This is a genomic window from Enterococcus sulfureus ATCC 49903 (assembly GCF_000407605.1).
Classification (GTDB): domain Bacteria; phylum Bacillota; class Bacilli; order Lactobacillales; family Enterococcaceae; genus Enterococcus_G; species Enterococcus_G sulfureus.
The window spans coordinates 306445-332100 of sequence record NZ_ASWO01000005.1 but is presented as its reverse complement, the minus strand read 5'-3'; the positions used below and the strand labels follow the sequence as shown (position 1 = coordinate 332100).

Annotated in this window: 17 protein-coding genes; 6 read left to right on the top strand and 11 right to left on the bottom strand. The window is 37.3% G+C overall.

Going from position 1 to position 25656, the window contains the following annotated elements; all coding sequences use genetic code 11:
* The first annotated feature begins 133 nt into the window (after positions 1-133).
* Positions 134-1660, top strand: a complete 1527-nt coding sequence (locus tag I573_RS07610) for a ClC family H(+)/Cl(-) exchange transporter (RefSeq protein WP_016185601.1) — start codon at positions 134-136, stop codon at positions 1658-1660.
* 291 nt (positions 1661-1951) lie between these two features.
* On the opposite strand, the gene I573_RS07605 is transcribed toward I573_RS07610, so the two are convergent.
* Positions 1952-2347 carry a cytidine deaminase family protein gene (locus tag I573_RS07605; protein WP_016185602.1) on the bottom strand — a complete coding sequence of 132 codons (396 nt, stop codon included), beginning with the start codon at positions 2345-2347 and terminating at the stop codon, positions 1952-1954.
* A gap of 245 nt (positions 2348-2592) precedes the next feature.
* On the opposite strand from I573_RS07605, the gene I573_RS07600 reads away from it, so the two are divergent.
* Positions 2593-3894, top strand: coding sequence for a metal-dependent hydrolase family protein (locus tag I573_RS07600; RefSeq protein ID WP_016185603.1), 1302 nt, complete (start codon positions 2593-2595; stop codon positions 3892-3894).
* 9 nt (positions 3895-3903) lie between these two features.
* Here the strand turns inward: I573_RS07600 and I573_RS07595 are convergent, their stop codons facing one another.
* The 6 genes from I573_RS07595 to I573_RS07570 all read right to left on the bottom strand — a co-directional run bounded on the left by I573_RS07595 (position 3904) and on the right by I573_RS07570 (position 9697).
* On the bottom strand, positions 3904-4449 hold the full coding sequence (locus tag I573_RS07595) for a TetR/AcrR family transcriptional regulator (protein ID WP_016185604.1): 546 nt from the start codon (positions 4447-4449) through the stop codon (positions 3904-3906).
* Positions 4450-5005: 556 nt separating this feature from the next.
* On the bottom strand, positions 5006-6031 hold the full coding sequence (gene hemE / locus I573_RS07590) for a uroporphyrinogen decarboxylase (protein ID WP_016185605.1): 1026 nt from the start codon (positions 6029-6031) through the stop codon (positions 5006-5008).
* Positions 6028-6582: a flavodoxin domain-containing protein gene (locus I573_RS07585; RefSeq protein ID WP_016185606.1), complete on the bottom strand. Its 555-nt coding sequence runs from the start codon at positions 6580-6582 to the stop codon at positions 6028-6030. Before I573_RS07585 ends, hemE begins: the two co-directional genes overlap by 4 nt.
* A gap of 1 nt (position 6583) precedes the next feature.
* Positions 6584-7291: a uroporphyrinogen-III synthase gene (locus I573_RS07580; RefSeq protein WP_016185607.1), complete on the bottom strand. Its 708-nt coding sequence runs from the start codon at positions 7289-7291 to the stop codon at positions 6584-6586.
* Positions 7288-8199 (bottom strand): hydroxymethylbilane synthase, encoded by a 912-nt coding sequence (hemC, locus tag I573_RS07575; protein ID WP_016185608.1) that lies wholly within the window; start codon positions 8197-8199, stop codon positions 7288-7290. The genes I573_RS07580 and hemC overlap by 4 nt, the downstream gene beginning before the upstream one ends.
* Positions 8200-8212: 13 nt before the next feature.
* Positions 8213-9697, bottom strand: a complete 1485-nt coding sequence (locus I573_RS07570) for an amino acid permease (RefSeq protein WP_016185609.1) — start codon at positions 9695-9697, stop codon at positions 8213-8215.
* Positions 9698-10568: 871 nt separating this feature from the next.
* Here I573_RS07570 and I573_RS07565 point away from each other — a divergent pair.
* The 4 genes from I573_RS07565 (at position 10569) to I573_RS11530 (ending at position 14465) form a co-directional block, all read left to right on the top strand.
* A complete protein-coding gene (locus I573_RS07565; protein ID WP_016185610.1) occupies positions 10569-11324 on the top strand; it encodes a DeoR/GlpR family DNA-binding transcription regulator in 756 nt (251 codons plus the stop codon).
* The gene (gene pfkB, locus I573_RS07560) at positions 11321-12235 is read left to right on the top strand and encodes a 1-phosphofructokinase (RefSeq protein WP_016185611.1); all 915 of its coding nucleotides are present in this window, start codon (positions 11321-11323) and stop codon (positions 12233-12235) included. The genes I573_RS07565 and pfkB overlap by 4 nt, the downstream gene beginning before the upstream one ends.
* Before the next feature lie 18 nt (positions 12236-12253).
* A complete protein-coding gene (locus tag I573_RS07555) occupies positions 12254-14215 on the top strand; it encodes a PTS fructose transporter subunit IIABC (protein ID WP_016185612.1) in 1962 nt (653 codons plus the stop codon).
* 88 nt (positions 14216-14303) lie between these two features.
* On the top strand, positions 14304-14465 hold the full coding sequence (locus tag I573_RS11530) for an SPJ_0845 family protein (RefSeq protein WP_016185613.1): 162 nt from the start codon (positions 14304-14306) through the stop codon (positions 14463-14465).
* Positions 14466-14479: 14 nt separating this feature from the next.
* On the opposite strand, the gene yihA is transcribed toward I573_RS11530, so the two are convergent.
* The 4 genes from yihA to tig all read right to left on the bottom strand — a co-directional run bounded on the left by yihA (position 14480) and on the right by tig (position 25594).
* Complete coding sequence (yihA, locus tag I573_RS07550) at positions 14480-15070, bottom strand: ribosome biogenesis GTP-binding protein YihA/YsxC (protein WP_016185614.1); 591 nt, start codon at positions 15068-15070, stop codon at positions 14480-14482.
* Between the two features lie 51 nt (positions 15071-15121).
* Positions 15122-16366, bottom strand: coding sequence for an ATP-dependent Clp protease ATP-binding subunit ClpX (clpX, locus tag I573_RS07545; protein WP_035020708.1), 1245 nt, complete (start codon positions 16364-16366; stop codon positions 15122-15124).
* Positions 16367-16560: 194 nt separating this feature from the next.
* Positions 16561-23988: an Ig-like domain-containing protein gene (locus I573_RS11285; protein ID WP_016252705.1), complete on the bottom strand. Its 7428-nt coding sequence runs from the start codon at positions 23986-23988 to the stop codon at positions 16561-16563.
* 325 nt (positions 23989-24313) lie between these two features.
* On the bottom strand, positions 24314-25594 hold the full coding sequence (gene tig, locus I573_RS07530; protein ID WP_016185619.1) for a trigger factor: 1281 nt from the start codon (positions 25592-25594) through the stop codon (positions 24314-24316).
* Between the last annotated feature and the right edge of the window lie 62 nt (positions 25595-25656).

Genomic DNA, 25656 nt, shown 5'->3' with positions numbered 1-25656 from the left:
CTTTCTTTGGCAATCTTTATTATTATAGCATTTACGACCTCAAATTTTCAGTATTTTATCTGAAATTTCCTAAAACTTAGCTTGTATCTAGAATTAAACAAGCGTACCATAAGAATGAAATGGAGGAATCAATGTGACAAAACATGAATTACGTTTTTTAGATCATACACGACTTACGTTTGTGTTAAAAGGAATCGTGATCGGAGCACTTACAGGAATCACGGTTAGTCTATTTCGTTTAGGGATCGGCACGTTGACAGAGTGGTGCATCTCAGTATATAAAGTATTACCGTATCATCCTCTTTGGATCCTTGCTTGGTTACTTTTGATGATCGGATCTGCGATAATCGTCGGTCTTTTGATTCGCTCAGAACCGATGATCAAAGGTAGTGGAATTCCCCAAGTTGAAGGGCAATTACAAGAAGAATTAGATTATAACTGGTTTTCTGTTCTTTGGAAGAAATTTATTGGCGGATTGATTGCTGTCGGTTCAGGACTCTTTTTAGGTCGCGAAGGGCCTTCGATCCAACTAGGTGCTACGATCGGACAAGGATTTGCTGAAACGACCAAAACAACAGGATTTGAACGTAAAATTTTTATTTCAAGTGGAGCAAGTGCAGGTCTTTCAGCTGCGTTTAATGCACCGATCGCAGGATTGATGTTTATTATAGAAGAGATCCATCATACCTTTTCGCCACTGGTTTGGCTCACTGCTTTTGCTTCTGCACTTACCGCCAATATGGTCTCACTTTATGTATTTGGTTTAAAACCCGTGCTCTATCTTGGCGAATTACAAGATATGCCACTAAAAGATTATTGGTTATTGATCGTATTTGCTATTTTATTGGGATTATTTGCCCGTTTATATCAAGTAGTCTTACTAGGATTACCCAAATGGTACAGTCACATCAAACTCCCTATCGCCTTTCACGGAATTGTTCCCTTTATCTTGATCGTTCCGATCGGTTTATTATTTCCTGATTTATTAGGAGGCGGACACCAAGTCATTACAGGTGTCGAAGCCCAGACTTGGACGATCTTGCCATTGATCGGCGTTCTCGTCTTACGCTTTGTCTTTTCGATGGTATCTTACGGTGCCTCTTTACCAGGAGGGATTTTCTTACCTATCTTGACGCTAGGCGCTTTAGCAGGAGCATTATTTGCTTTGATCGCGATTCGTTATCTTGATTTGGATGATGTGTATATGAAAAATTTCATTATTGTAGGCATGGCGGGTTACTTTGCAGCCATCGGAAAAGCACCACTTACCGCGATCATCTTGATTACTGAAATGGTTGGATCACTACATCATTTGATGGCCACTGGAATGGTGGCTTTGATTGCCTATCTCGTTGTCGACACATTAGGTGGGGCTCCGATCTATGAATCACTCCTAGCACGTTTAGTTGGGCAACACGAGACCACATCTACCAAACAAACAGTCATTGAGTACCCAATTACACTTGAAAGTCCATATGTCGGCAAAACGATCCGTGAAATCAAATGGCCTGATCACGTCTTGATTGTCTCGATCCAACGTGGGGATCAAGTCTTGTTGATCAATGGCGACACTTTGATCAAGGCCGGTGATATTCTAACGATTTTTACTACAAAGGAACATTTACGCACGATTCGTAGTCAATTGTATACCGTGTTATAACCTACTAAAAAACACCTTTTCGAGTCATCTCAAAAAGGTGTTTTTTAGTGTCTTTTGTTACAGCTTAATACCCATTGCGAATCAAAGAGAAAGCTGTCAATTCTTTGTTTTTTTGATTGCATTGTAGATCCTATGTTAATATGATCTATATTTCTCTATGATATGTTGCCCGATAGCCTAATTGATTCTGCTTAACTTCAAAGGTACGAAGTAATGAATTAGAATCCTAGTAGATACTTTTTTCACGACCCTTTTTCGCTTCTAAATTCTTATTTATGCTCTATCCATCCCTCACCATTTTGGAAGTAACGTTTCTAACAAGATCGTTTCCCGTGTTGAATAGTCGACCATGAATTCTATTTTTGCATTTTCAGGATGTAGCTGCATCAAAAATTCTCGACAAGCACCGCAAGGCATCCCTCCTATTCCTTGTGGTGCTTCATTGCGACACGTGAGGATTCGTTTGATTTTAGTTTGTTTACTGAATTGATACATATTAAAAGCTGCTGCACGTTCAGCACACAGATGAAAGACACCCGCTGTCGCTTCAAAACAATAGCCTGTAAATATTTGCCCATCTTCCGCTTCTAATGCACAGACGACATGTTGCGCATAGATAAAAGGTGATACTTCGTGAGGATCATATAATGGACTTGCTGACTCGTATAATTTCTCCCAAATATCCATAAAAAAACTCCTTTATCTTTAGTATACCATGCATTTAGTGACTGCATAGTTGTATCTAAGAGCATGAGTTCTCTTATTTTCTTAAAAAATATTCTTCAACTTTTACTACTAGCTAATGCACAGATAAATAGAAGATGTTAATAACTTCTAAAAAGAGACATTTCACAAGAATTGTTTCTATTTTTTTGAAGAAACGTTTTTTATAATTAAAACCAAAACTAGAGTAGTTACTAAGGAGATTGAAAATGAAAAACATACTTTTAAAAAACGTCCAGCATATCGATTTAAAAAGTGGAAATATTCGTACAGTGGATATTCTTTATACACAAGATGGAGTTATTGATACGATTGCACCAGAAATTAGTCCCACAACAAATTGCGAGATAATTGAAGGTGAAGGTAACTATGCACTCCCTGGGCTAATCAATGGTCACGCACATCTATTCGGTTCTGGAAAGCCGATGAACTTAAATATATCTCCAAAACTGCTTCACTTAATTTATCGTTTGGCACAAACACGATTCGGGAAAAATATTTTACTGAAACAAATGAAAAAACATGCTCAAATTGAACTTATGTCGGGTGTTACGACAATTCGTTCAGTCGGTGAATTTTTTTATCAAGATGTTAAATTACGTGATCAAATCAATAGTGGAAAAATTATTGGTCCTTCACTATTTGTTTCTGGCTTTTTCTTGAGTACTACTGACGGACACGGCGCACCATTCTTAGCCTTAGAAAGTGATTCACCATGGGAAGGACGTAAAAATGTTCGTAAAAATATGAAGCATGGAATCGACTGGATTAAAATCTGCGTTACAGGTGGCGTCACAGATGCAAAACGTATTGGAGAAGCGGGAGCTTTACAATTTACAGAAGAAGAAATAATTGCGATTTGCAACGAAGCTCATAAAAACCATCGTATGGTCGCAGCGCATGTTGAAAGTACAGAAGGTATGAGAATTGCTTTACGTGGTGGAGTTGACACGATTGAACATGGAGCTGTTATGGATCAAGAGATTATCAATTTATTTAAAAAAAATCCTAAGAGTTTGAGAGGACACAGTTCGCTAATCCCTACATTTACCGCAGCATTTCCTTCAATGTTTTTGACTAAAGCGGAATTAAAGCTAAGTGACATTGTGATTGAAAATGGAAAGCTTGTTTATCAAGAAATGATTAGTGGTTTTAAGCAAGCAGTAGAATCTGAAATTGAAATTGGGATGGGAAATGATGCTTCAATGTCATTTGTCACACATTACGATATCTGGCGTGAACTGGATCATACTGTACGCTTTGGTCACGTTTCTCCTTTAACTATTTTGCAACACGCTACATTAAATAATGCAAAAATTTTAGGAATAGAAAAACACTACGGTTCTCTTGAAGTAGGAAAACAAGCAGACTTGATTTTACTTAAGAAAAACCCATTAGAAGATATTTCGGCTTTGAAGTCAATAAATCAAGTGATAAAAAATGGTCAAAATATTCAGCTAAAACCAACTAAAAAATGGTCTATGTTAGACACATTACTTGATCGAATTTAAACTTATTCATCATACATGTGTAAATTGTTTCATTATTTTTTCTAAAAAAAATTGATTTTGTTCTAAAATGACAGGATCGGATTCATTTAAGGATGTTTCAATAAAAGCAAGAGCTGCTGAACAAAAAAGCTCTTTTGCAAAATCATATGAAATCGACCATTTGATCGCTATATCTTTATAATTATAGTACTGGATATACTGATCTTCTAAAAGTGAAAGAATTTGTTTTCTTAAATTGACTGTTCCTTCTTCAATTTCAATCATTTGTAAAAAACGTGTAGATTTTACTATTTCAACTAGCTCCTGCAAATGGGTAGTGATATTCGCCATGGTCATTAGATCCGCTAGTGAAGACTTGATTTTTTGACAGATATCTTGATTTTCTGCCTCTAGGATATCATACTTATCATAAAATGATTTATAAAAAGTCGAACGACCAATTTCAGCTTCTTTACAAATATCATTGACGGTAATTTGAGAAAAAGAGTGAACTTTCAATAGTTCAAATAAAGCTAATTTAGCTGATTCAGTACTTTTTGTTGGTTTTTTTTTCATACAAGCTCCTTTAGTTTAATTACATTATGATTTTAGTTATGCTTAGTTGTCAATTACTTACGATATTAGTTAATAAATCTGCTTCTAGTCTTAAAATTCAGTTTTCATCATTTGGAATGAAAATTCTATGACTATAAGTTAGTTAATGGTTCATACTTATACTTGTAGTGCATAAGCAAAAAAAGGCAGTTCTGATTAAAGCTGCTTTTGATCTTTATTTTTTATGTCACTACCCCTTAACTTTCTCATACTCGATTTCTTCATTGAGTTATTTAGTTTGGAGAGGTATCAAAAAGTAAGTTTCAAAAATATATTTCGATTACATTTCCTCAAATAAAATTAATTTTATTTGAAAAGAGGCTGTGACAGAAGTGACCAGCTCCAAGAAACAAGCCGAATCATGCCGATAATAGGTTCATCTATTTCGGTAATGATTCGGCTTGTTTCCTTAGGAGCTACTTCTGGAACGCCGTTTATTCGTTTTTTAGGTGGTGTGACAGACTTTTGTCACACCACCTTTACTTTAAGTTGAATATAAATCGTAACTTTTAAAAAATCAATTTTTAGAAAAATTATGCACAAAATCAGTCAATCGTCTTAATGTGCTAGGTTCTACTTCAGGAAATACGCCGTGTCCTAAATTAAAAATAAACGATCCGTTTTCTTTTCCTTCAGTTAAAATACGCGTGGTTTCTTGTTTTAACTCTGACCAATCACAAGTCAAAAAGGCGGGATCCAAATTCCCTTGAAGCGTTTGTTTGACCCCTTGTGCTCGTGCTTCTGAAAAAGATAGACGCCAGTCTAAACCAATCACATCGATTTCAAATTGTTTGAACTCGCTAATCAAGTGGCTACCGCCAAAAGCAAATAACGTAATCGGCACCTGACACGCTTTTAAACTACTAAAAATCTTCTGCATTACAGGTTTTATGAATAATTGGTACTGTTGGACATTTAAATTTCCCACCCACGAATCAAAGATTTGCAAAGCACTGGCACCAGCTAAAACTTGAGCATGTGCATCTTTAATAATCATCTCTGCCAAATGATCCATCAACAAATGCCAGACATCCGGTTGTGAGATCATTAATGATTTTGTCTTGGCGTAATTTTTTGAAGGTCTTCCTTCGATCATGTAACTCGCTAACGTAAAAGGTCCCCCAACAAAACCGATCAACGGAACTTCTAGGCGTTGTTGAGATAACATACGAATCGTTTCATAAACAAATGGCGTGCTCTCTTCTGGTTCAAAAGGACGTAAGTTTACGACATCTTGCATTGAACGAATCGGTTCATCGATAATTGGTCCCACACCGTCTTTGATATACACAGGAACACCGATCCCTGGAAATGGGGTCGTAATGTCTTTAAACAAAATGGCTGCATCGACACCATAATCTTCTACTGGTAGTGCGGTTACATCTGCGCATAATTCCGGCTGATGGACGATATCTTCTAACGAATATTTTTCTTTTAATTTACGGTATTCGGGTTGTGAGCGCCCCGCTTGTCTCATATACCATACTGGAATCGTATCCGTCTCTTTTTTTAGTGCCGCATCTAAATAGGTTCTATTCTTCATTTGCCCTCTCCTTTGACAAATCCAACAATTTTTTGTGCATATTCAGAAACTTGTTGCCAATCGGTAAATTCGTAGTCTTTCGTAATATCCGTTGGCCCTTTAGTAATCGCCATCACTCTTAAAATAGAATCTTGCTTCTCTTTCGTATACTTCGTGTAATTCAAAGCGCCAGCAATAATTTCAGTGTGGGCTGGTTGCCAAGCTGTTGCTGCTAAAAATTCACGTACATAGACATTGTTCTCGATCTTAGTCTTCTCTTTATTTCTTGCAATCAAATTCAGAGCCACAAAATGAGTCTGATCGCTATGAAGAATAAAGGCGTCGTCTTGGCTGGCAGCAATTAGCTTTGGATCAAATCCACCAGTATGGACAGCTCCCATCAAGATAACTAGTTGGTTTTTCCAATGGATATCAGCTAGATCATAATTTTCTAAATTTTCCAACTGATAAACAACGTTAGCTACTTCTAGTTCTTTTTGTAAGGCATCTGCTACTTTTTTTGTTTGACCATCTACCGTCGTATATAAAAATAAAACACTTGGACTCATCATATCATCTAATCTCCTGGATCTTTTTTATTTTTGGATTTGTTAATTGAATCGCCTTAGTTGTCGTTTCACCTAGAACAAAGAAACGAAGTGATTCAATCTGAAGGTATTCATTAGCCACTTCATAAAAACGTTTAAAAATTGAAGGACTACTCACGAATACATCTGTAATTTCATGCTGCTTGAGACAACTCATTAGCAGTTGTTCATAGCCAGAGACAGCTTGATTTTGATAAATCCGCCACTGAGTAAAGATATTTGGGTATCTTACATCAGCCGATAAATTTCCGCTGATCCATAACCATTCTCCTGAACTGATACTTGCTGATTTAGCTAACCATTCCTCTTCCATCTTCACTGCTGATAAATCTTTTGCTATCAATACCTCCTGAATAGGTGTGACGACTTCTAAAATAGCTTTTTTCGTTTGTTCGCCAATGCAGACATAACGATAATTCGCCAACGTTTGCTGTGAGATCTCTTGTTCAAAACACAAGTGAAAAAATAGTCGTACTCCGTATTTGCTCGTAAAAAACAACGTATTCGCTCGCTGAAACTCAACCATTCTTTGTTCAGACCAAGTAAAATCGACAGAAATCTCGACCAACGGGCACTCTACGACTTGGCCACGATAATGTTTAAATCGTTGCTGACGATCTTTTTGATTATCTGCTGGCATTCGTAATAATAATAAGCAAGGATCATTTATCATTTTTCTAACCATTCTTTTTGTTTTCTAGCGACTTCTTTACCGATCGATGATGAAATATCGAACCACTCATTATGATAATTTACGTGGCCACTTTCTTCATTGAAAACAATCGATTGAAATTTTAGCCGTTGATCCACTACCTTTGCATAAGCGCCTATAGGCACATTACATCCAGCACCAAATTCTGCTAGATAGTCGCGTTCTTGTGTAATCGCCATGCGTGTTAGCGGATCATCGATTTTTGATAAACACTCAATCAATGGCTGATTTGTGCGCAAACATTCCACAGCGATCACACCTTGTCCAACAGCTGGAATAAAGGGTTCTTGAACCTCTACGACATGTGCCTTTAAGCCTAGATCGCTTAAAGAGACCTTCAAGCGATTTAAACCGGCCATAGCTAAGATCGTGGCATCATATTCTTTGGTCACAACTTTATTTAACCGTGTATCCACATTTCCACGAATCGACTCGTAGCAAAACTGTGGATAGATGCTCTGCCATTCAAATAAACGCCGCTTACTACTGGTACCAATTTTGGCTTGATCCGGCAATTGATCAATGGTTTCAATCGTATCTGCGGTAACCAAAACATCTCGAACATCTTCACGTGGCAAATAAGCAGCATGCGTCAATTGACTTGGTAACACCGATGGCAGATCTTTGGCACTATGGACACAAAAATCGATTGATTCGTCCAATAAACGATGCCGAATTTCATTCACAAAAACACCTTGGCCACCAATTTTTAATAAACTATCTTTTTGATTACGATCACCTTCTGTCGTGATCAATACTTTTTCAATTTTAATATCGGGAAAATGCGCATGAATGTATTCAGCCACTTGATCTGCTTGGATTTGCGCAAGCTTACTTTTACGTGTCCCCATTCGATAAACTGTTGTCATTCCTTCATACCTTCTATGCTAATTTATTTGGATTTTTCACGATCATTTTATAAAATACATATCCTACAACTGAAAATAAAAGTGGCCCACTAACCAACCACGATGCATCGACAAATTGTTTGACTGAGATCTTTTGATAAACTGAGAAGACTATGCCTAAGAAAACAGCTAAAGCTACCAGTCCACTTAAAAGATACGTCACCTTTTTATTATTTACAAATGATAGATATGGATGTGTTGGGTACAATTGCTTGAATTTTGGATACGACAACGCAACTAATAAATAAGGAATCGAACGTGAAATATTCGTCATGATCGTTAATTTATTGTATAGTGCTGCGGCCCATTGATTTTGGAACGATAACACAAATACAAATAACGCAATAAATACAGCTTGTAAACCTAACGCTTTTTTCAATTGTATTTTTTGTCTTTCTTCCGTTACATTATCCCCTCTCATTCCTCTAATCGACTCTAATAAAGAACGAATAGGTACAAAAAATAGAATCGATAATAAACTAATATAAGCAGTGAATAAAGTCAGTGCGGTCAAGCGCATAAAGATCGTTGTTAATACAGCTCCAGCTGAAGCACTTAGGCCCAAAAGATTCGTAATGTTCAAACTCAATTGACCCATTAAACCATACATTAAATTCCCTAAATGATACGGTCCATGGATAAATTCTTGTACATTGATTCCTGCACCCCAAAAGATGACACCTAAAATATACATACTTAAAATAACAATACCGCTGACTAATAGATATTTCCCAAAATTCCGTTTTAATTCACCGGTATTATTCACGAGACTAGAAACGGTATCTAATCCACCGAATGCGGTGATCCCAAATAATAAAAAGGATAAGTTTTCAATTGGCGTTTGGAACTGCCCTTGCGATTTAAATAAATTGTTCACATGTAACGGTTCAGCAAATTGCCCGTGATGACCAATGAACAAAAATAAACTACCGACAAACATTACTGAAACTAAAAATAGCATAAAGCGACCACTCATTACCGAAAAGAATGAAATATTACGAAACCCACCAAAAGTGGCAAGCGTCATCACGATAATTAACAAAATCGATAAAATCCCTACCCATTGGATCGCTGAAAGGTGCCACACTGATTGGTTCGAACCCGTTAAATCTTTACCAAAAATCAAGATAGATAAAGGAATCCACGTTTTCATAACTAGACTAATTATCCAGGTAAAATAGCTTCCATACCATAAAAACGTAGCAATAAATGCAACTTTCTCCGTATTGGTTTCCTTTAACCAAGAATATACTCCCCCTTTTTCATCTTGGTAAACACTTGTTAAATCAGACAATATAATACAATAAGGGAAAAAATACACAATCGCGCACAAAATAAACCAAGGAATTGCCGAATAGGATTTTAAAAAGAACGCATCCGACATGCTTGAGAATGAAAACACAGTTGTGATGATAATGATTAAGAGCTTTGCTCTCGTAAACTTCTTGTTTAGTGCCATAAAAAAATAATTCCTCTCTTCTTCTACTCAGTGAAATAAATCACCAAGTATGACCATATACAAAAATAACGAAAAAGACAAAGAAACTGCTTGTGAAATTTTCAAATTCTAATTGGCACGAAACTTGATTTATAAGCGACTGATTAAAAAATAACAATATATATATAAATAAATGAAATAACTTGAGTAAACTTGTTATAAAAAAAGAGCCTATCTTATGCGATACAGGCTCTACTTGGTTTTATAGTCATAATATTCTCTAAAAAATAATATAACGATAATATTTAAATAATATAGATCCTTTTCTTAATCTATCTTAGTAATTAATATTGAAAAATAGTTTATTTACAGTAATTCAATAAGTAAAGAATCAATGGGCACTTTAATATAAAAAGTTCCATTTTTTCTTTTCACATAATTAAATTCTACTTTATTACTTTAAATGTATCTATATAAACAGACAACGAATAAATTGCCATTTACTTTTAAGCTCGTGTGCTTCCACAAAACCAGATTCAAAAAAATATAAAGTGACTCTTCATATAGATTTTTACATTACATTTTTACTGCTCTTGATCGTTCTTACAGACCACAACTAAGCTTAGAATAGTCTACTATCCTTTTATGATTACTCTTGTTCATTCTCATACGTCAGAATGACATAAAATAAACTAGTTAAAACGCTTTATATTATATAGGAAGCGTTTTGATTTTTTACGTAAATTTATTCAGATTAGAATAATATGAAAATTCGAAAAAAGACCCTTCATGAAGAAAGGGTTTTTTTGATTGTTTATTACTGTTTTTGACTGTTTTTGATTGATTAATGCGAAATTCTATGCTAATATACTGCGTGATGGGGTGATTGTAAATGCTTACAGAACTACGGCGACAACGAATCCTTTCTTTATTAAAAGAATATGAGATGGTGACGCTTACTGAATTAACTGATTCATTGAACGTTTCCGAGTCCACGATTCGACGAGATTTACAGTTTATGGAAGACCATGGTCTACTATTGCGTGTCCACGGAGGCGCAAAAAAAGTCAACACATTGAACGTTGAAGCAAATATGAATGAAAAAAGCCAAGTCAATGTCGAAGGTAAAATCGCCATCGCCAAATATGCGGCTTCACTCGTTCAGCCAAATGAAATTATTTATTTAGATGCTGGAACAACAACTTTCCAGATGATTCCTTTTTTACCAACTGACGTCCAATTAAAAGTCGTGACGAATTCGGTAAAACACGCAGCACAGCTGAGTGACTATCAAATCGAAACGATTATTTTAGGTGGTAATGTCAAGCTTTCTACTCAAGCCTCTACCGGTGTCACGACAAGTGAACAATTGCAGCACTATCGTTTTGATCAAGCGTTTATTGGGATCAACGGGATTGATTTACATGCAGGATTCACAACACCAGACATCGAAGAAGCTCATCTCAAACGAATTGGTCTAAAAAATAGTGCGCGTCCTTTCATTTTAGCAGATGCCACTAAATTTCAAACGATCAATTTTGTTCAAGTTGCACCCGTACATGCTGCTGAAATTATTACTGATCACTGTCCTTCTGATATTCGTAAACGATTATCCCTGCATACAACTATAAAGGAGGTCACACTATGATTTATACTATGACATTAAACCCTTCTATCGATTACATCGTGCATGTCGATCAACTAGAAATGGGTGCGGTTAACCGCATGGCGACTGATTTTAAACTTCCTGGAGGAAAAGGAATCAACGTCTCTCGTATTTTAAAACGAATCGATACGGATTCTGTTGCACTCGGCTTTCTTGGTGGATTCACTGGAACGTTTATCCGTGATTGGTTAACACAAGAAGGTATCAATTGTGCATTTACCCGTGTGCAAGACGATACACGTATCAATATCAAGTTAAAAGCAAATGAAGAAACTGAAATCAATGGTGTTGGACCAGTTTTATCTGACGCTGAGATCGATGCACTTAAAGAAGCACTTGCAAACGTAACAACTGGTGATATCGTCGTACTAGCCGGAAGTACACCAAAAAGCTTACGTGCGAACTTCTATCAAGAATTGATCACCTTGATCAAAGAAAAAGGAGCCGAATTTGTCATCGATACAACTGGTGAAGATTTGTTAAACTCTCTATCTTCTCAACCATTATTGGTAAAACCAAATAATCATGAATTGGCTGAAATGTATCATACCTCATTTGAGAAAATGGAAGACATCTTCCCTTATGCTGAAAAATTACGTGAAGCAGGTGCTCAAAACGTCTTGATCTCAATGGCTGGAGATGGCGCTTTACTATTTTGTGATCAAGGAGTTTATCAATCTAATGTACTGAAACGTCCTTTGAAAAATTCAGTTGGTGCTGGTGATTCAATGATCGCAGGCTTTATCGGAGCTTTTGCTAAGGAAAACGATCCAGTTGAAGCATTTAAATGGGGAGTTGCCTGTGGGAGTGCAACAGCATTTTCAGATGATTTAGCTACAGCAGAATTTATCAATGAGTTACTACCTGAAGTTGTCATTACCAAATTATCTTAATTTATAGGGGGAAATACAATGAAAATCAACGATCTTTTAGTAAAAGATGCAATGATCATGGATTTGAAAGCAACTGACAAACGCGGTGCTATCGATGAAATGGTTCAAAAATTGTACGACACTGGCCGCATCAGTGACGTTGAAACATTTAAAGAAGGAATCTTAGCACGCGAAGCGCAAACATCAACTGGTCTAGGTGATGGTATTGCCATGCCTCACTCAAAAAATGCAGCTGTAAAAGAAGCAACTGTATTATTTGCGAAATCAGATGCTGGTGTAGACTATGAAGCTTTAGACGGTCAACCTACCTTCTTATTCTTTATGATCGCAGCTCCAGATGGCGCAAACGATACCCATCTACAAGCATTAGCAGCATTATCTCGCCAATTGATCAACCCAGAGTTTGTAGCTAGTCTAAAAGAAGTAACAACACCTGATCAAGTCCAAGCGATTTTTGCAGCGGCTGAAGCTGAAGAAGCAAAAGAAAAAGAAGCTGAAGCAAAAGCTGAGGCTGAAGCAGCTAACGCAACATCTGCAGCAAGTGATCGTCCATACGTGATCGCAGTGACAGCTTGTCCAACAGGAATTGCCCACACGTATATGGCAGAAGATTCATTAAAGAAAAAAGCCAAAGAAATGGGTATCGATATTAAAGTTGAAACGAATGGTTCGGATGGAATCAAACACCGTTTAACTGCTGAAGATATCGAACGTGCAACTGCTGTTATCGTAGCTGCAGATAAAAAAGTCGAAATGGATCGTTTCGATGGTAAAAAATTATTAAATCGTCCAGTTGGTGATGGTATCCGTAAAACAGAAGAATTATTAACATTAGCTGTTGAAGGAAAAGCTCCAGTTTATCACGCTGAAAATTCTAGCAATACTGCTGAAGAAGAAACGTCTAAAGGATCTGTCGGCCAAGAAATCTACAAAAACTTGATGAATGGTGTATCGCATATGTTGCCATTCGTTATCGCAGGCGGAATCATGATCGCATTATCCTTCATGATCGACCAATTTATGGGTGTTCCTCAAGATCAATTGAGCAAATTAGGTTCATACCATCCAATGGCTGCCAACTTTAACCAAATCGGTAGTGCTGCATTTGCCTTTATGTTACCTGTTTTTGCTGGATATATCGCCGCAAGTATCGCAGATCGTCCTGGTTTGATCGTCGGATTTGCTGCTGGTGCTTTAGCTAATAGCGGATATGCCTTTAATGGTTTTGGCGACATGAAGAGTGCTGGTTTCCTAGGTGCGTTAATCGGTGGGTTCTTAGCTGGTTACGTGATCTTATTCTTGAAAAAAATCTTCAGTGGCCTACCAAAATCTCTTGGTGGAATCAAAACGATTTTATTCTACCCATTCTTTGGTTTATTGATTACCGGTTTCTTAATGACCTTTATCAATATCCCGGTAAGTGCGATCAACACTGCCTTAAATAACTTCTTAGCTTCATTAAGTGGTGCGAATGCAATCTTACTTGGTTTATTAGTAGCTGGTATGATGGCTGTCGATTTAGGTGGACCTATCAACAAAGCGGCTTATGTATTTGCGACATTGAGCTTATCTGAATCTGTTACTTCTGGTGGTTCAGTAGTTATGGCTGCTGTAATGGCTGGTGGTATGGTACCTCCATTAGCAATTTTTGTGGCAACTTTATTGTTCAAGAAAAAATTTGATCAAAGTCAAGTAGATGCTGGTTTAACGAATATTGTAATGGGACTTTCATTCGTAACAGAAGGAGCGATTCCATTTGCTGCAGCCGATCCATTACGTGCGATTCCAAGTTTCGTAGTTGGTTCAGCATTAACAGGTGGTTTAGTTGGTGCATTAGATATTAAATCGTTAGCACCACATGGTGGAATCTTCGTCATTCCATTAGTAAGTCAACCAATTATGTATCTATTATTCATCTTTATCGGTGCAATCGTTTCTGGTGTACTCTTCGGATTACTAAAAAAACCAGTTGCTAAATAAAGTCTAAAAAAGCTAGTCGAACCTTTCGACTAGCTTTTTATTTTTTTTGCTTCATGGTACACTATTACTAAATTGGAGGGAATAATTCATGGGATTAAAATTTCAACGTGATGATGCCTTAGACAAACGCTTAGAAGACTTTGCGTTTTTGCCTCCTGAGGAAAATAAAAAAGAAGCAGTAGACATTAGTCGTTTTCTATTACCAGAAGACGATGAGGCATCTGAAACAAAAGAAGAACCTTCTAAATAGAAGGTTCTTCTTTTTTATGGTCTTACCATTGCGGCTTCAATTGCTGCCCATGCCTCTTCTTTTCCTTGTTTGGTAACAGAAGAGAATAAAATAAATTCATCTTGCTCATCAAAATCTAACGCTTTTTTGATGACGCTAATGTGTTTATTCCATTTACTACGTGGGATTTTATCTGCTTTTGTAGCGACTACAATAACAGGAATATCGTAATATTTCAAAAATTGATACATTTGCACATCTTCTACTGAGGGTGCGTGGCGTAGATCAACTAAAGAGATAACTGATTTTAACTGTTCGCGTTCAGCTAAATAAGTTTCAATCATTTTCCCCCATTTTGCCCGTTCGGTTTTGGATACTTTAGCATATCCGTATCCTGGAACATCCACAAAATGCAAGGCATTTTCAATAATGAAAAAATTGAGCGTTTGCGTTTTCCCAGGTTTTGATGATGTACGTGCTAGATTACGACGATCAACTAGCGTATTGATAAATGACGATTTTCCGACATTAGAGCGTCCTGCTAACGCGATCTCAGGTAGATCCGTATCTGGGTATTGCGCAGGCGATACGGCACTGATTACGATATCGGCATTGTGTACTTTCATAGTATTCCTCCTAAAAAAGGGGAAATCCAAATGCGATTCCCCCATTTTGTGCTATCCGGCTTTTTCTTCTGCATAAATAATTGTTGGTTTGTCTTCTTCAAGCGCTGCGGCTTTTGTGATAATCACTTTCTCGATTGCTTCTTCAGATGGGACTTCAAACATCACATCCATCATGATTTCCTCAATAATTGAACGTAATCCACGTGCTCCGGTGTTACGTTCGATTGCTTTTTTCGCAATCGCGCGCAAAGCATCGTCTTCAAAGACTAACTCTGTATCATCTAAAGCTAATAATTTCGTATATTGTTTAACTAGAGCATTTTTAGGCTCAGTTAAAATATGTACTAAATCATCTACAGTTAATTTATCTAATGCTGCCATCACTGGTAAGCGTCCGATAAACTCAGGAATCAAACCAAATTTCAATAAGTCTTCTGGAATGATGTATTTCATAACACTGTCTTTATCTGGTACTTTTTGATTATTGCTACCAAAACCAATCGTCTTTTCACCCATACGGTTTTTTACGATCGTTTCAATTCCATCAAAAGCACCACCAACGATAAATAAAATATTACTTGTATCGATTTGGATCATTTCTTGATGTGGATGTTTACGGCCACCTTGTGGAGGAACATTTGCGGTCGTTCCTTCTAAAATTTTCAGTAAAGCTTGTTGCACCCCTTCACCAGAAACATCACGTGTGATCGATACGTTCTCGCTTTTACGTGCAATCTTATCGATTTCATCGATATAAATGATTCCACTTTGTGCATATTCTACATCAAAGTCTGCCGCTTGCAATAATTTTAATAGAATATTTTCAACATCTTCACCTACATATCCTGCTTCAGTTAAACTTGTCGCATCTGCAATCGCAAAAGGCACGTTTAAACTTTTGGCTAAGGTTTGTGCTAAAAATGTTTTCCCTGATCCTGTAGGTCCAATTAAGCAAATATTACTTTTTTGAAGTTCTACATCTTCAGTATTTGTTTCATTATTCGCATTGATACGTTTGTAATGATTATATACCGCTACGGCTAACGCACGTTTCGCGCGGTCTTGACCGATTACATATTCATTTAATGTTTTTAATAGTTCTTGTGGTTTTGGCACTTCTAATAACTCATGAATCGTATCTTCAGAAAATTCTTCATCAATAATTTCTTTACACAATTCGATACATTCGTCACAGATGTAGACGCCTGGACCAGCAACTAGCTTTCTTACTTCTTCTTGGGCTTTGCCACAAAAAGAGCAACGTACTGTTTCATTTCCATTTGTATTTTCGTACAAATTCGTCACCCCTTACTGCTTTTCGATTTATTCCAAAAAGCAATCTATACACTTCATTCCTTCATAATAGCATATTCTTCTTAAAAGAAAAAGTCATTGCTATACGCTTTTTAGTGAAATTAACCAAACACTAAGATTTTCATTTTACAAAAAAAGCGAGACGAATATTTTTCGTCTCGCCTTGTTTTTTTAGATTAATTTTCTTCTTTACGACGTTTTCTTGCAAGTAACAACGTTAACGTTACAGTTGCCATTCCAATCAGCGTCATTTCATTTGAGAAAATTGTATTTTCATTCGTACTTGGCAAGACTTTTCCTGTACTGTAATCTGATCCACTATAGCTAGATCCATTAGTGTAGCCTGATCCAGAACCAGAGGATGTGCCATCCGAAGTGCCGGTAATACTTGTATCCGAATCACTTGAGGTGTTAGAATCTGTTTCGCTCATTGAGTCGCTCAGACTATCTGAAAGTGAGGTACTTGTTGACTCACTTAAACTCATCGATTCGCTTGCATCTGTTGTATCTGAAGTGCTGTCACTGTCATCATTCAACGAATTACTAATGCTCATTGAGTCGCTTAGACTATCTGAAAGTGATGTGCTTGTTGACTCACTTAGACTCATCGATTCACTTGCATCTGTTGTATCTGAAGTGCTAGTACTTCCTTCATTTAATGACATGCTAGTACTTATTGAGTCACTTAGACTGTTTGACACAGATGTACTTGTGCTCATCGAACTACTAATACTCGTTGAAATCGAAATACTTGCACTCAGACTAGTCGAAGTCGTATTCGACTCGCTGTCTGACGTGCTTGCTGAAGCCGTAGTAGACTCACTTGTTGACGTACTTGTCGAAGTCGTATTTGACTCACTACCTGACGTGCTTGTTGAAGTCGTGTTTGACTCACTTGCTGACGTACTTGTTGAAGCCGTGTTTGACTCACTTGCTGACGTACTTGTTGAGCTTGTGTTTGACTCACTAGTTGACGTGCTTGCTGAAGTCGTGTTCGACTCACTTACTGACGTACTTGTCGAACTTGTATTCGATTCACTTGCTGACGTACTTGTTGAGCTTGTGTTTGACTCACTTGCTGACGTGCTTGCTGAAGCCGTAGTAGACTCACTTGTTGACGTACTTGTCGAAGTCGTATTTGACTCGCTGTCTGACGTACTTGTTGAAGCCGTGTTCGACTCACTTGCTGACGTACTTGTTGAGCTTGTGTTTGACTCACTTGCTGACGTGCTTGCTGAAGTCGTAGTAGATTCACTTGCTGACGTACTTGTTGAGCTTGTATTCGATTCACTTGCTGACGTACTTGTTGAAGCCGTGTTCGACTCACTACCTGACGTGCTTGTTGAAGTCGTGTTTGACTCACTTGCTGACGTACTTGTTGAAGCCGTGTTTGACTCACTTGCTGACGTACTTGTTGAGCTTGTGTTTGACTCACTAGTTGACGTGCTTGCTGAAGTCGTGTTCGACTCACTTACTGACGTACTTGTCGAACTTGTATTCGATTCACTTTCTGACGTACTTGTTGAGCTTGTATTCGATTCACTTTCTGACGTACTTGTTGAGCTTGTGTTTGACTCACTTGCTGACGTACTTGTTGAGCTTGTGTTTGACTCACTAGTTGACGTGCTTGCTGAAGTCGTGTTCGACTCACTTACTGACGTACTTGTCGAACTTGTATTCGATTCACTTTCTGACGTACTTGTTGAGCTTGTGTTCGATTCACTTTCTGACGTACTTGCTGAAGTCGTGTTCGACTCACTTGCTGACGTACTTGTTGAGCTTGTGTTCGATTCACTTTCTGACGTACTTGCTGAAGTCGTGTTCGACTCACTTTCTGACGTACTTGCTGAAGTCGTGTTCGACTCACTTGCTGACGTACTTGTTGAGCTTGTGTTCGATTCACTTTCTGACGTACTTGCTGAAGTCGTGTTCGACTCACTTGCTGACGTACTTGTTGAGCTTGTATTCGACTCGCTTGCTGACGTACTTGCTGAAGTCGTGTTCGACTCACTTACTGACGTACTTGTCGAACTTGTATTCGATTCACTTTCTGACGTACTTGTTGAGCTTGTATTCGATTCACTTTCTGACGTACTTGTTGAGCTTGTATTCGATTCACTTGCTGACGTACTTGTTGAAGCCGTGTTCGACTCACTACCTGACGTGCTTGTTGAAGTCGTGTTTGACTCACTTTCTGACGTGCTTGCTGAAGCCGTGTTCGACTCACTTACTGACGTACTTGTTGAACTTGTATTCGATTCACTTTCTGACGTACTTGTTGAAGCCGTGTTCGACTCACTTACTGACGTACTTGTTGAGCCTGTATTCGACTCGCTTGCTGACGTACTTGCTGAAGTCGTATTTGACTCACTTTCTGACGTACTTGTTGAAGTCGTGTTTGACTCGCTGTCTGACGTACTTGTTGAAGTCGTATTTGACTCACTGTCTGACGTGCTTGTACTTGTACTCATTGAAGAACTGCTTCCACTATAGCTTGTTGATGCACTGCTGCTGTAACTTGCTGAAATCGAAGCACTTGTGCTTGAGCTATATGAAGTTGAAAGACTTGCATCACTCAAACTTGTACTTGTCGATCCACTGTAACTTGCTGAAATCGAAGTACTTGTTGAATTACTAATACTCATTGACGTTGAGTTACTTTCGCTCAAGCTAGTTGAAATAGATGCACTTGTTGACTGTGATGTACTAGTTGAACTACTCATACTTGCACTTACTGAGCTGCTTCCACTATAGCTTGTTGATGTACTGCTGCTGTAACTTGCTGAAATCGAAGCACTTGTACTTGAACTATATGAAGTAGAAAGGCTTGCATCACTCAAACTTGTACTTGTCGATCCACTATAGCTTGCTGAAATCGAAGCACTTGTGCTTGAACTATATGAAGTAGAAAGACTTGCATCACTCAAACTTGTACTTGTCGATCCACTATAACTTGCTGAAATCGAAGCACTTGTGCTTGAGCTATACGAAGTAGAAAGACTTTCGCCACTTAAACTTGTGCTCGTCGATCCACTATAACTTGCTGAAATCGAAGCACTCATTGAATTACTAATACTCATTGACGTTGAGTTACTTTCGCTCAAGCTAATTGAAATAGATGTACTTGTTGACTGTGATGTACTAGTTGAACTACTCATACTTGCACTTACTGAGCTGCTTCCACTATAACTTGTTGATGTACTGCTGCTGTAACTTGCTGAAATCGAAGCACTTGTGCTTGAGCTATATGAAGTTGAAAGACTTGCATCACTCAAACTTGTACTTGTCGATCCACTATAGCTTGTTGAAATCGAAGCACTTGTACTTGAACTATATGAAGTAGAAAGGCTTTCGCCACTTAAACTTGTACTTGTCGATCCACTATAGCTTGTTGAAATCGAAGCACTTGTACTTGAACTATATGAAGTAGAAAGGCTTTCGCCACTTAAACTTGTACTTGTCGATCCACTATAACTTGCTGAAATCGAAGCACTTGTACTTGAACTATATGAAGTAGAAAGGCTTTCGCCACTTAAACTTGTGCTCGTCGATCCACTATAACTTGCTGAAATCGAAGCACTTGTGCTTGAGCTATACGAAGTAGAAAGACTTGTATCACTATTTGGTGTTTCAGAATTACTTGTGGTTGTGCTCGCACTATTTGTTGTACTTTGGCTTTGAGTACTTAATGACACTGAAGTACTTGTACTACTACTATAACTTGCTGAAATCGAAGTACTTGTACTTGAGCTATACGAAGTAGAGAGGCTTGCACTTAAACTAGTTGAAACAGATGTGCTTGCTGATTGTGATATGTTAGTCGAGCTACTTGTACTCACTGAATTACTTCCGCTATAGCTTGCTGATGTACTACTGCTATAACTTGCTGAAACTGAAGTACTCAATGAACTACTAATACTCGTCGAAGATGAGATACTTGCACTCAAACTAGTTGAAACAGACATGCTTATTGATTGCGATACGCTGTTAGAGTTACTTATACTTGCACTTGTCGAACTACTTCCACTATAACTTACTGAAGTCGAAGTGCTTGTACTTGTACTCACTGATGTGCTTCCACTATGACTTGCTGATGTACTACCGCTATAACTTGCAGAAACCGAAGTACTTGTACTTGAGCTATATGAAGCAGAAAGGCTTGCATCACTCAAACTTGTACTTAAGGATTCACTAGTACTTGTGCGCATAGATCCACTAATACTTGTGCTTAGTGACGTGCTTCCACTATAACTTGCAGAAGTTGATGCACTGATGCTTGTACTTAGCGAGCTACTTCCGCTATAACTTGTTGACGTACTACCGCTATAGCTTGCAGATAAAGACACACTATTTTTAGCACTTGTACTTGAGCTATCACTGGTCGACACACTACTACTCATTGATTCGCTGTCTTCTAAAGAGTCTTCCAAGCTTTCAGATTTTGACTGACTTTCATAGATACTCACAGATTTTGATTGTGAGGTACTTGTACTGGCCAATTCACTCTCATAATTACTTATTGCCTCTTTAATACTAGTGGAACGACTCTCACTCATTGAAATCGAGGTGCTTTCATATTCACTAGCAGATATTGAAGAAGATTCGCTATTTCGAATCGAGGTACTTTCATATTGATTCATGTCATCCTTGATACTAGTGGAACGACTCTCACTCATTGAAATCGAGGTGCTTTCATATTCACTAGCAGATCTTGAAGAAGATTCGCTATTTTGAATCGAGGTACTTTCAAAGTCCTCCATTAATTCTGAATTGCTGTCGGAAATACTCGTACTTTCTTGCTTCGATAGACTTTCATACTCACTTGAAGATTGTGATACAGATTCTCTATTACTATTCGAAATACTTACAAATTCACTTTCAGAATTTGAACCTGACTCACTCAAACTTAGTGATTCTGTTTCACTATTATCTTCCAAGTACTCGCTTTCACTAATACTAAGAGACGCGCTATTGTATTCACTTACTGATCGTGATTGTGATTCACTATTACGGATCGATTCACTTGTATAGCTATCCATCATATCGTCATTATAATCAGATTGACTTTCACTTTTTGAAAGAGACATACTATCATACTCACTTGCTGAACGTGATTGTGAGTCACTTTCACTAACAGATGTACTCTCGTAACTCGTCATTTCACCTGAATTACTTTCCGAACGACTCTTACTTTCAGACATAGACGTACTTAGATATTCACTCACGGATTCTGATTGTGAGTTTAGAGTACTTGTGGATGTACTGATGTACTCACTGATTTGATTTTGATTGCTTTGAGAACGACTTGTACTTTCCGATAAAGATGTGCTTGTATATTCGCTAGTTACTCTAGATTGTGACTCACTTGCACTTTTTGAAATACTGTCAAACTCAGATGCAGCATTTTGATTACTTTGTGAACGACTATTACTTAAAGAAGTTGAAGTACTGTCCATTTCACTTGAAGATAGACTATTTTGAGTAGATTCTGATTGGCTGTCTCGAATCATTTCACTGATACTATTGGCTTGACTGATACTATTCGATTGACTTTCTCTAATATACACGCTTAAAGAGTCCTGATTGCTTTTACTTGTACTTGTGCTTGCACTGATAATAATAGATGAACTATTACTTGCAGAAGCTGACAAACTCTCATAAGTAGACTCTGCTTCAGATAAACGATCACTATAACTATTTGATTTAGAGATACTCATCGACTCACTAACTCGTTCACTTAAAATTGAGCTATTTGAGCGACTGAGACTATCACTGTCACTATTACTTAGAGATACGCGAGTACTTTCACTTTTTGATAGATCGGCTTCTACAATTGAACGACTTTCTGACTGACTCGTCTGAATGCTCGTACTTAGACTATTCGACTGGCTAATAATACTTTCTGACTTACTCGTACTTTCTTCATATCGACTGTCCATTTCACTATCGTATATGCTATTACTCTCACTAACTGAATTTTCTTCACTACTACTTTCACTTTTACTTAAACTTTCTTGAAGCTGACTTTCACTTTGACTTTGACTAATAGCAGTTGAAGCACTCGTACTAGAACTTAAACTAGCAGATTGACTTTCTTCAACCGTCTGAACAGTTGTTTTCTCCGAAACATTACTCTCGACACCATCTACAGTTGGCGTTGCTGTCAGCGTTTCTCCACCATTTAAAGGACGATTCAAATCAACCGTATATTTACCATCTTCGCCAACAACACTATTTCCTAAAGCTTGACCCGCACTATCGTAAATCGTGATCGTATCTCCTGGAATTCCTGTACCCGAAACTGAGTCATTTCCTGCAGCGGGTTGAGTAATCGTTGGTTTGTGTAAATTCGGATCAAACGAGACTTTTTGATTTGATGTCAAAGATTCTTCACCATTTGGTCCAATCGCTTGTGCTGTAACTGTTTCTCCAGGTTTCAATGGTCGATCTAACGGTGCGCTATAAGTTCCGTCCGAAGCTACTACAGTTTCTCCAATAACATTACCACTAGAATCTTTAATTTGAATTGTATCTCCAGGAACACCTGTACCTACAACTACTTTACTACTATCTGTCAGTGTATCTTCAATCGTTGGTTGGTGACGGGCAGTATCAAACCCAAGTGTATAGTTGACTTCATTTAAAATTACAGCTTGACGATTTGACTTATCTCCAGTTGAAGCTGAAATCATAAAATAGACTGGAGAATCATCATCAAAAAACTCCGGCTCTTGTTGATTATTAATAGACCAATATGTTTGGTAGTTTGCATCTTCTGTTGCATAAGTTACTGTTAATGTTTTTAGCATTTGATCTGATCCATCAATTGTTTCAACACTATAATCAAAATCAAATGTTCTATACTTATTATTCAAGGGGTTTTCTATTAGTGCAGCTGAGTTCTTTATATTTGAAATCACTTTATTTTTAGATCTGATTAATGCTCCAAAAGATTGACCATTGGTAAAAGGATCATTATCATTATGAAATGTATCTAATTTAAAGCCAAGAAAATCGTTTATTCCTGATAACCCTAAATTCTGACCACGAGACAATGTTAAATTTTTCATACTTTCTTCGCTATCAAACCTACTATCTCGTGCAAATGCGAAAGCAACTCCATCACCACCGTTTGGTCCAACTTTAGTTCCTATATTTACTAATCCGCTAATGTGAAAGCTCTGATTTAAAGAAATGGCGTCTTTAAAAATAATGGCGCCCCCTTTTTGAGCAGAATCTGGTGTCAATAAGAAATTTGCATTCATTGTATCAGAAGTAATCACACTTGCTTTTCCATATCCAGTATCTTGTCCAGATAGTAAATAAAAATTATCCAATATTTCTTGTCTCGAATTCAAAGTATTAGTCGTAGGCATTAAAGCACGAGAATCCATACTAGGTATTTTCGCAGAATCTTGTACCGCTAATACATTTGATGTATCTGTTTCTGTTGCTGTATTTTCACCCGTTTGATCATCTGCAGAAACTGCATCTGTATATGTAGTAACACCCAATACCCCACCATATGTCGTAATCATCGCATATACCCAGTTTTTCCCTGATTTATACGACTTGTAACGTTCTTTCTTGTTCGACCTTAACAACTTATTCCAATTATTTTTTTACTCATTCCATTTAATCCCTCCCAAAATTTAATGAAACCAAACTAACAAGTTTATTATGCCACAATTTACAATATTTTTCACAATATAAAAATTATAATTTTAGTTATTTTTTAAAAATAATTATTATTCAAAGCTTTTAATTAAAAGTTTTTTTCAGAGTAAAATAAACAAATTTATAAAAAATTCGTTATTTATTTTTAAAAATCATAAAAAAATTCACTATTTCGTGAATTAACAAACAAACTGAATAAAAAAAACTCTACTAGAAAAGATCCTAGTAGAGTTTAAAATTATTCGAATTTGCTTACGCTTCAACTACTGTAGATGTTACTAAATCTACTGCTTTTTTCATTGTTACGTCATGTTTTAACATGTCTTCAGTTAACACACGTTTTACTTGTGCTTCTGGCATGTTGTAAGTTTCAGAAAGTTCTTTGATTTCGTTTGCGATTTCTTCTTCAGTTGCTTCTAAGCCTTCAGCTTTTGCGATCGCTTCGATCACTAAGTTCGTTTTCACACGAGTATCCGCTTCTGCTTCAAATTGTTGGTGCAAGTCTTGTTCTGTAGAACCAGTTAATTGGTAGTACATTTCAGGAGAGATTCCTTGACGTTGCATGTTGTTTAAGAATTCGTCCATTGCACGGTGTACTTCATCGTGAACCATTACGTGTGGTAATTCAACGATTTCAGCATTTTCCACAGCTTGACGGATCGCTGCTTCTTCAACAGCATCTTTAGCTGCTTGTGCTTTGCTTTCTGTTAATTCTTGACGGAATTTTTCTTTTAATTCAGCTAATGAAGACACGCTATCGTCTACATCTTTAGCAAATTCGTCATCTAATTCAGGAAGTTCTTTTGCTTTTACTTCGTGAACTGTTACTTTGAAGACCGCTTCTTTACCAGCTAAGTCTTCTGCTTGATAATCTTCAGGGAAAGTTACCGTAACGTCTAGAGAGTCACCAGCTTTTTGACCAACTAATTGCTCTTCAAAGCCTGGAATAAATGAACCAGAACCTAATTCTAATGAATAGTTCTCGCCTTTTCCACCTTCAAAAGCTTCATCGCCAACAAAACCTTCAAAGTCGATCACTACTGTATCGCCTTCAACTGCAGCGTCTTCTTTGATTGCTAATTCAGCTTGTTGTTCTTGAGCAGATTTCACACGTGCATCTACGTCTTCATCTGTTACTTCAGTATCTTGTTTTTCAACAGTTAAGTTTTTGTATTCGCCTAATTTTACTTCAGGTTTTACAGTTACTTCTGCTTCGATTGTCCAAGCTTCACCTTTATCCATGCTTTTCACATCGATTTTTGGTTGCGCAACTGGATCGATTCCAGCTTCTAATACAGCCGCTTCATAAGCTGCTGGTAAAACAGCATTTAACGCATCTTCATACAATGCTTCTTCGCCGTACATACGGTTAAATACAGTACGTGAAACTTTCCCTTTACGGAATCCAGGTACGTTTAAGTTTCCTTTCACGCGATTAAATGCAGTTGTCAATCCTTTTTGGATTTCTTCATTTGCAATTGAAAATGTCAATACACCATCATTTGTGCCTTTTTTTTCAAATTTTGCAGTCATGTAATTCCCTCCGAATATCTGTCTATTGTTATATGAAATAGCTTCATGCATACTTTTAAATA

Excerpts from the sequence above, each read along its gene's own strand:
- I573_RS07570 (WP_016185609.1), bottom strand. The coding sequence starts at position 9,697 with ATGGCACTAAACAAGAAGTTTACGAGAGCAAAGCTCTTAATCATTATC.
- I573_RS07555 (WP_016185612.1), top strand. The coding sequence starts at position 12,254 with ATGAAAATCAACGATCTTTTAGTAAAAGATGCAATGATCATGGATTTG.
- yihA (WP_016185614.1), bottom strand. The coding sequence starts at position 15,070 with ATGAAAGTACACAATGCCGATATCGTAATCAGTGCCGTATCGCCTGCG.
- I573_RS11530 (WP_016185613.1), top strand. The coding sequence starts at position 14,304 with ATGGGATTAAAATTTCAACGTGATGATGCCTTAGACAAACGCTTAGAA.
- I573_RS07585 (WP_016185606.1), bottom strand. The coding sequence starts at position 6,582 with ATGATGAGTCCAAGTGTTTTATTTTTATATACGACGGTAGATGGTCAA.
- I573_RS07565 (WP_016185610.1), top strand. The coding sequence starts at position 10,569 with ATGCTTACAGAACTACGGCGACAACGAATCCTTTCTTTATTAAAAGAA.
- tig (WP_016185619.1), bottom strand. The coding sequence starts at position 25,594 with ATGACTGCAAAATTTGAAAAAAAAGGCACAAATGATGGTGTATTGACA.
- hemC (WP_016185608.1), bottom strand. The coding sequence starts at position 8,199 with ATGACAACAGTTTATCGAATGGGGACACGTAAAAGTAAGCTTGCGCAA.
- hemE (WP_016185605.1), bottom strand. The coding sequence starts at position 6,031 with ATGAAGAATAGAACCTATTTAGATGCGGCACTAAAAAAAGAGACGGAT.
- I573_RS07595 (WP_016185604.1), bottom strand. The coding sequence starts at position 4,449 with ATGAAAAAAAAACCAACAAAAAGTACTGAATCAGCTAAATTAGCTTTA.
- I573_RS07580 (WP_016185607.1), bottom strand. The coding sequence starts at position 7,291 with ATGATAAATGATCCTTGCTTATTATTATTACGAATGCCAGCAGATAAT.
- pfkB (WP_016185611.1), top strand. The coding sequence starts at position 11,321 with ATGATTTATACTATGACATTAAACCCTTCTATCGATTACATCGTGCAT.
- I573_RS07600 (WP_016185603.1), top strand. The coding sequence starts at position 2,593 with ATGAAAAACATACTTTTAAAAAACGTCCAGCATATCGATTTAAAAAGT.
- I573_RS07605 (WP_016185602.1), bottom strand. The coding sequence starts at position 2,347 with ATGGATATTTGGGAGAAATTATACGAGTCAGCAAGTCCATTATATGAT.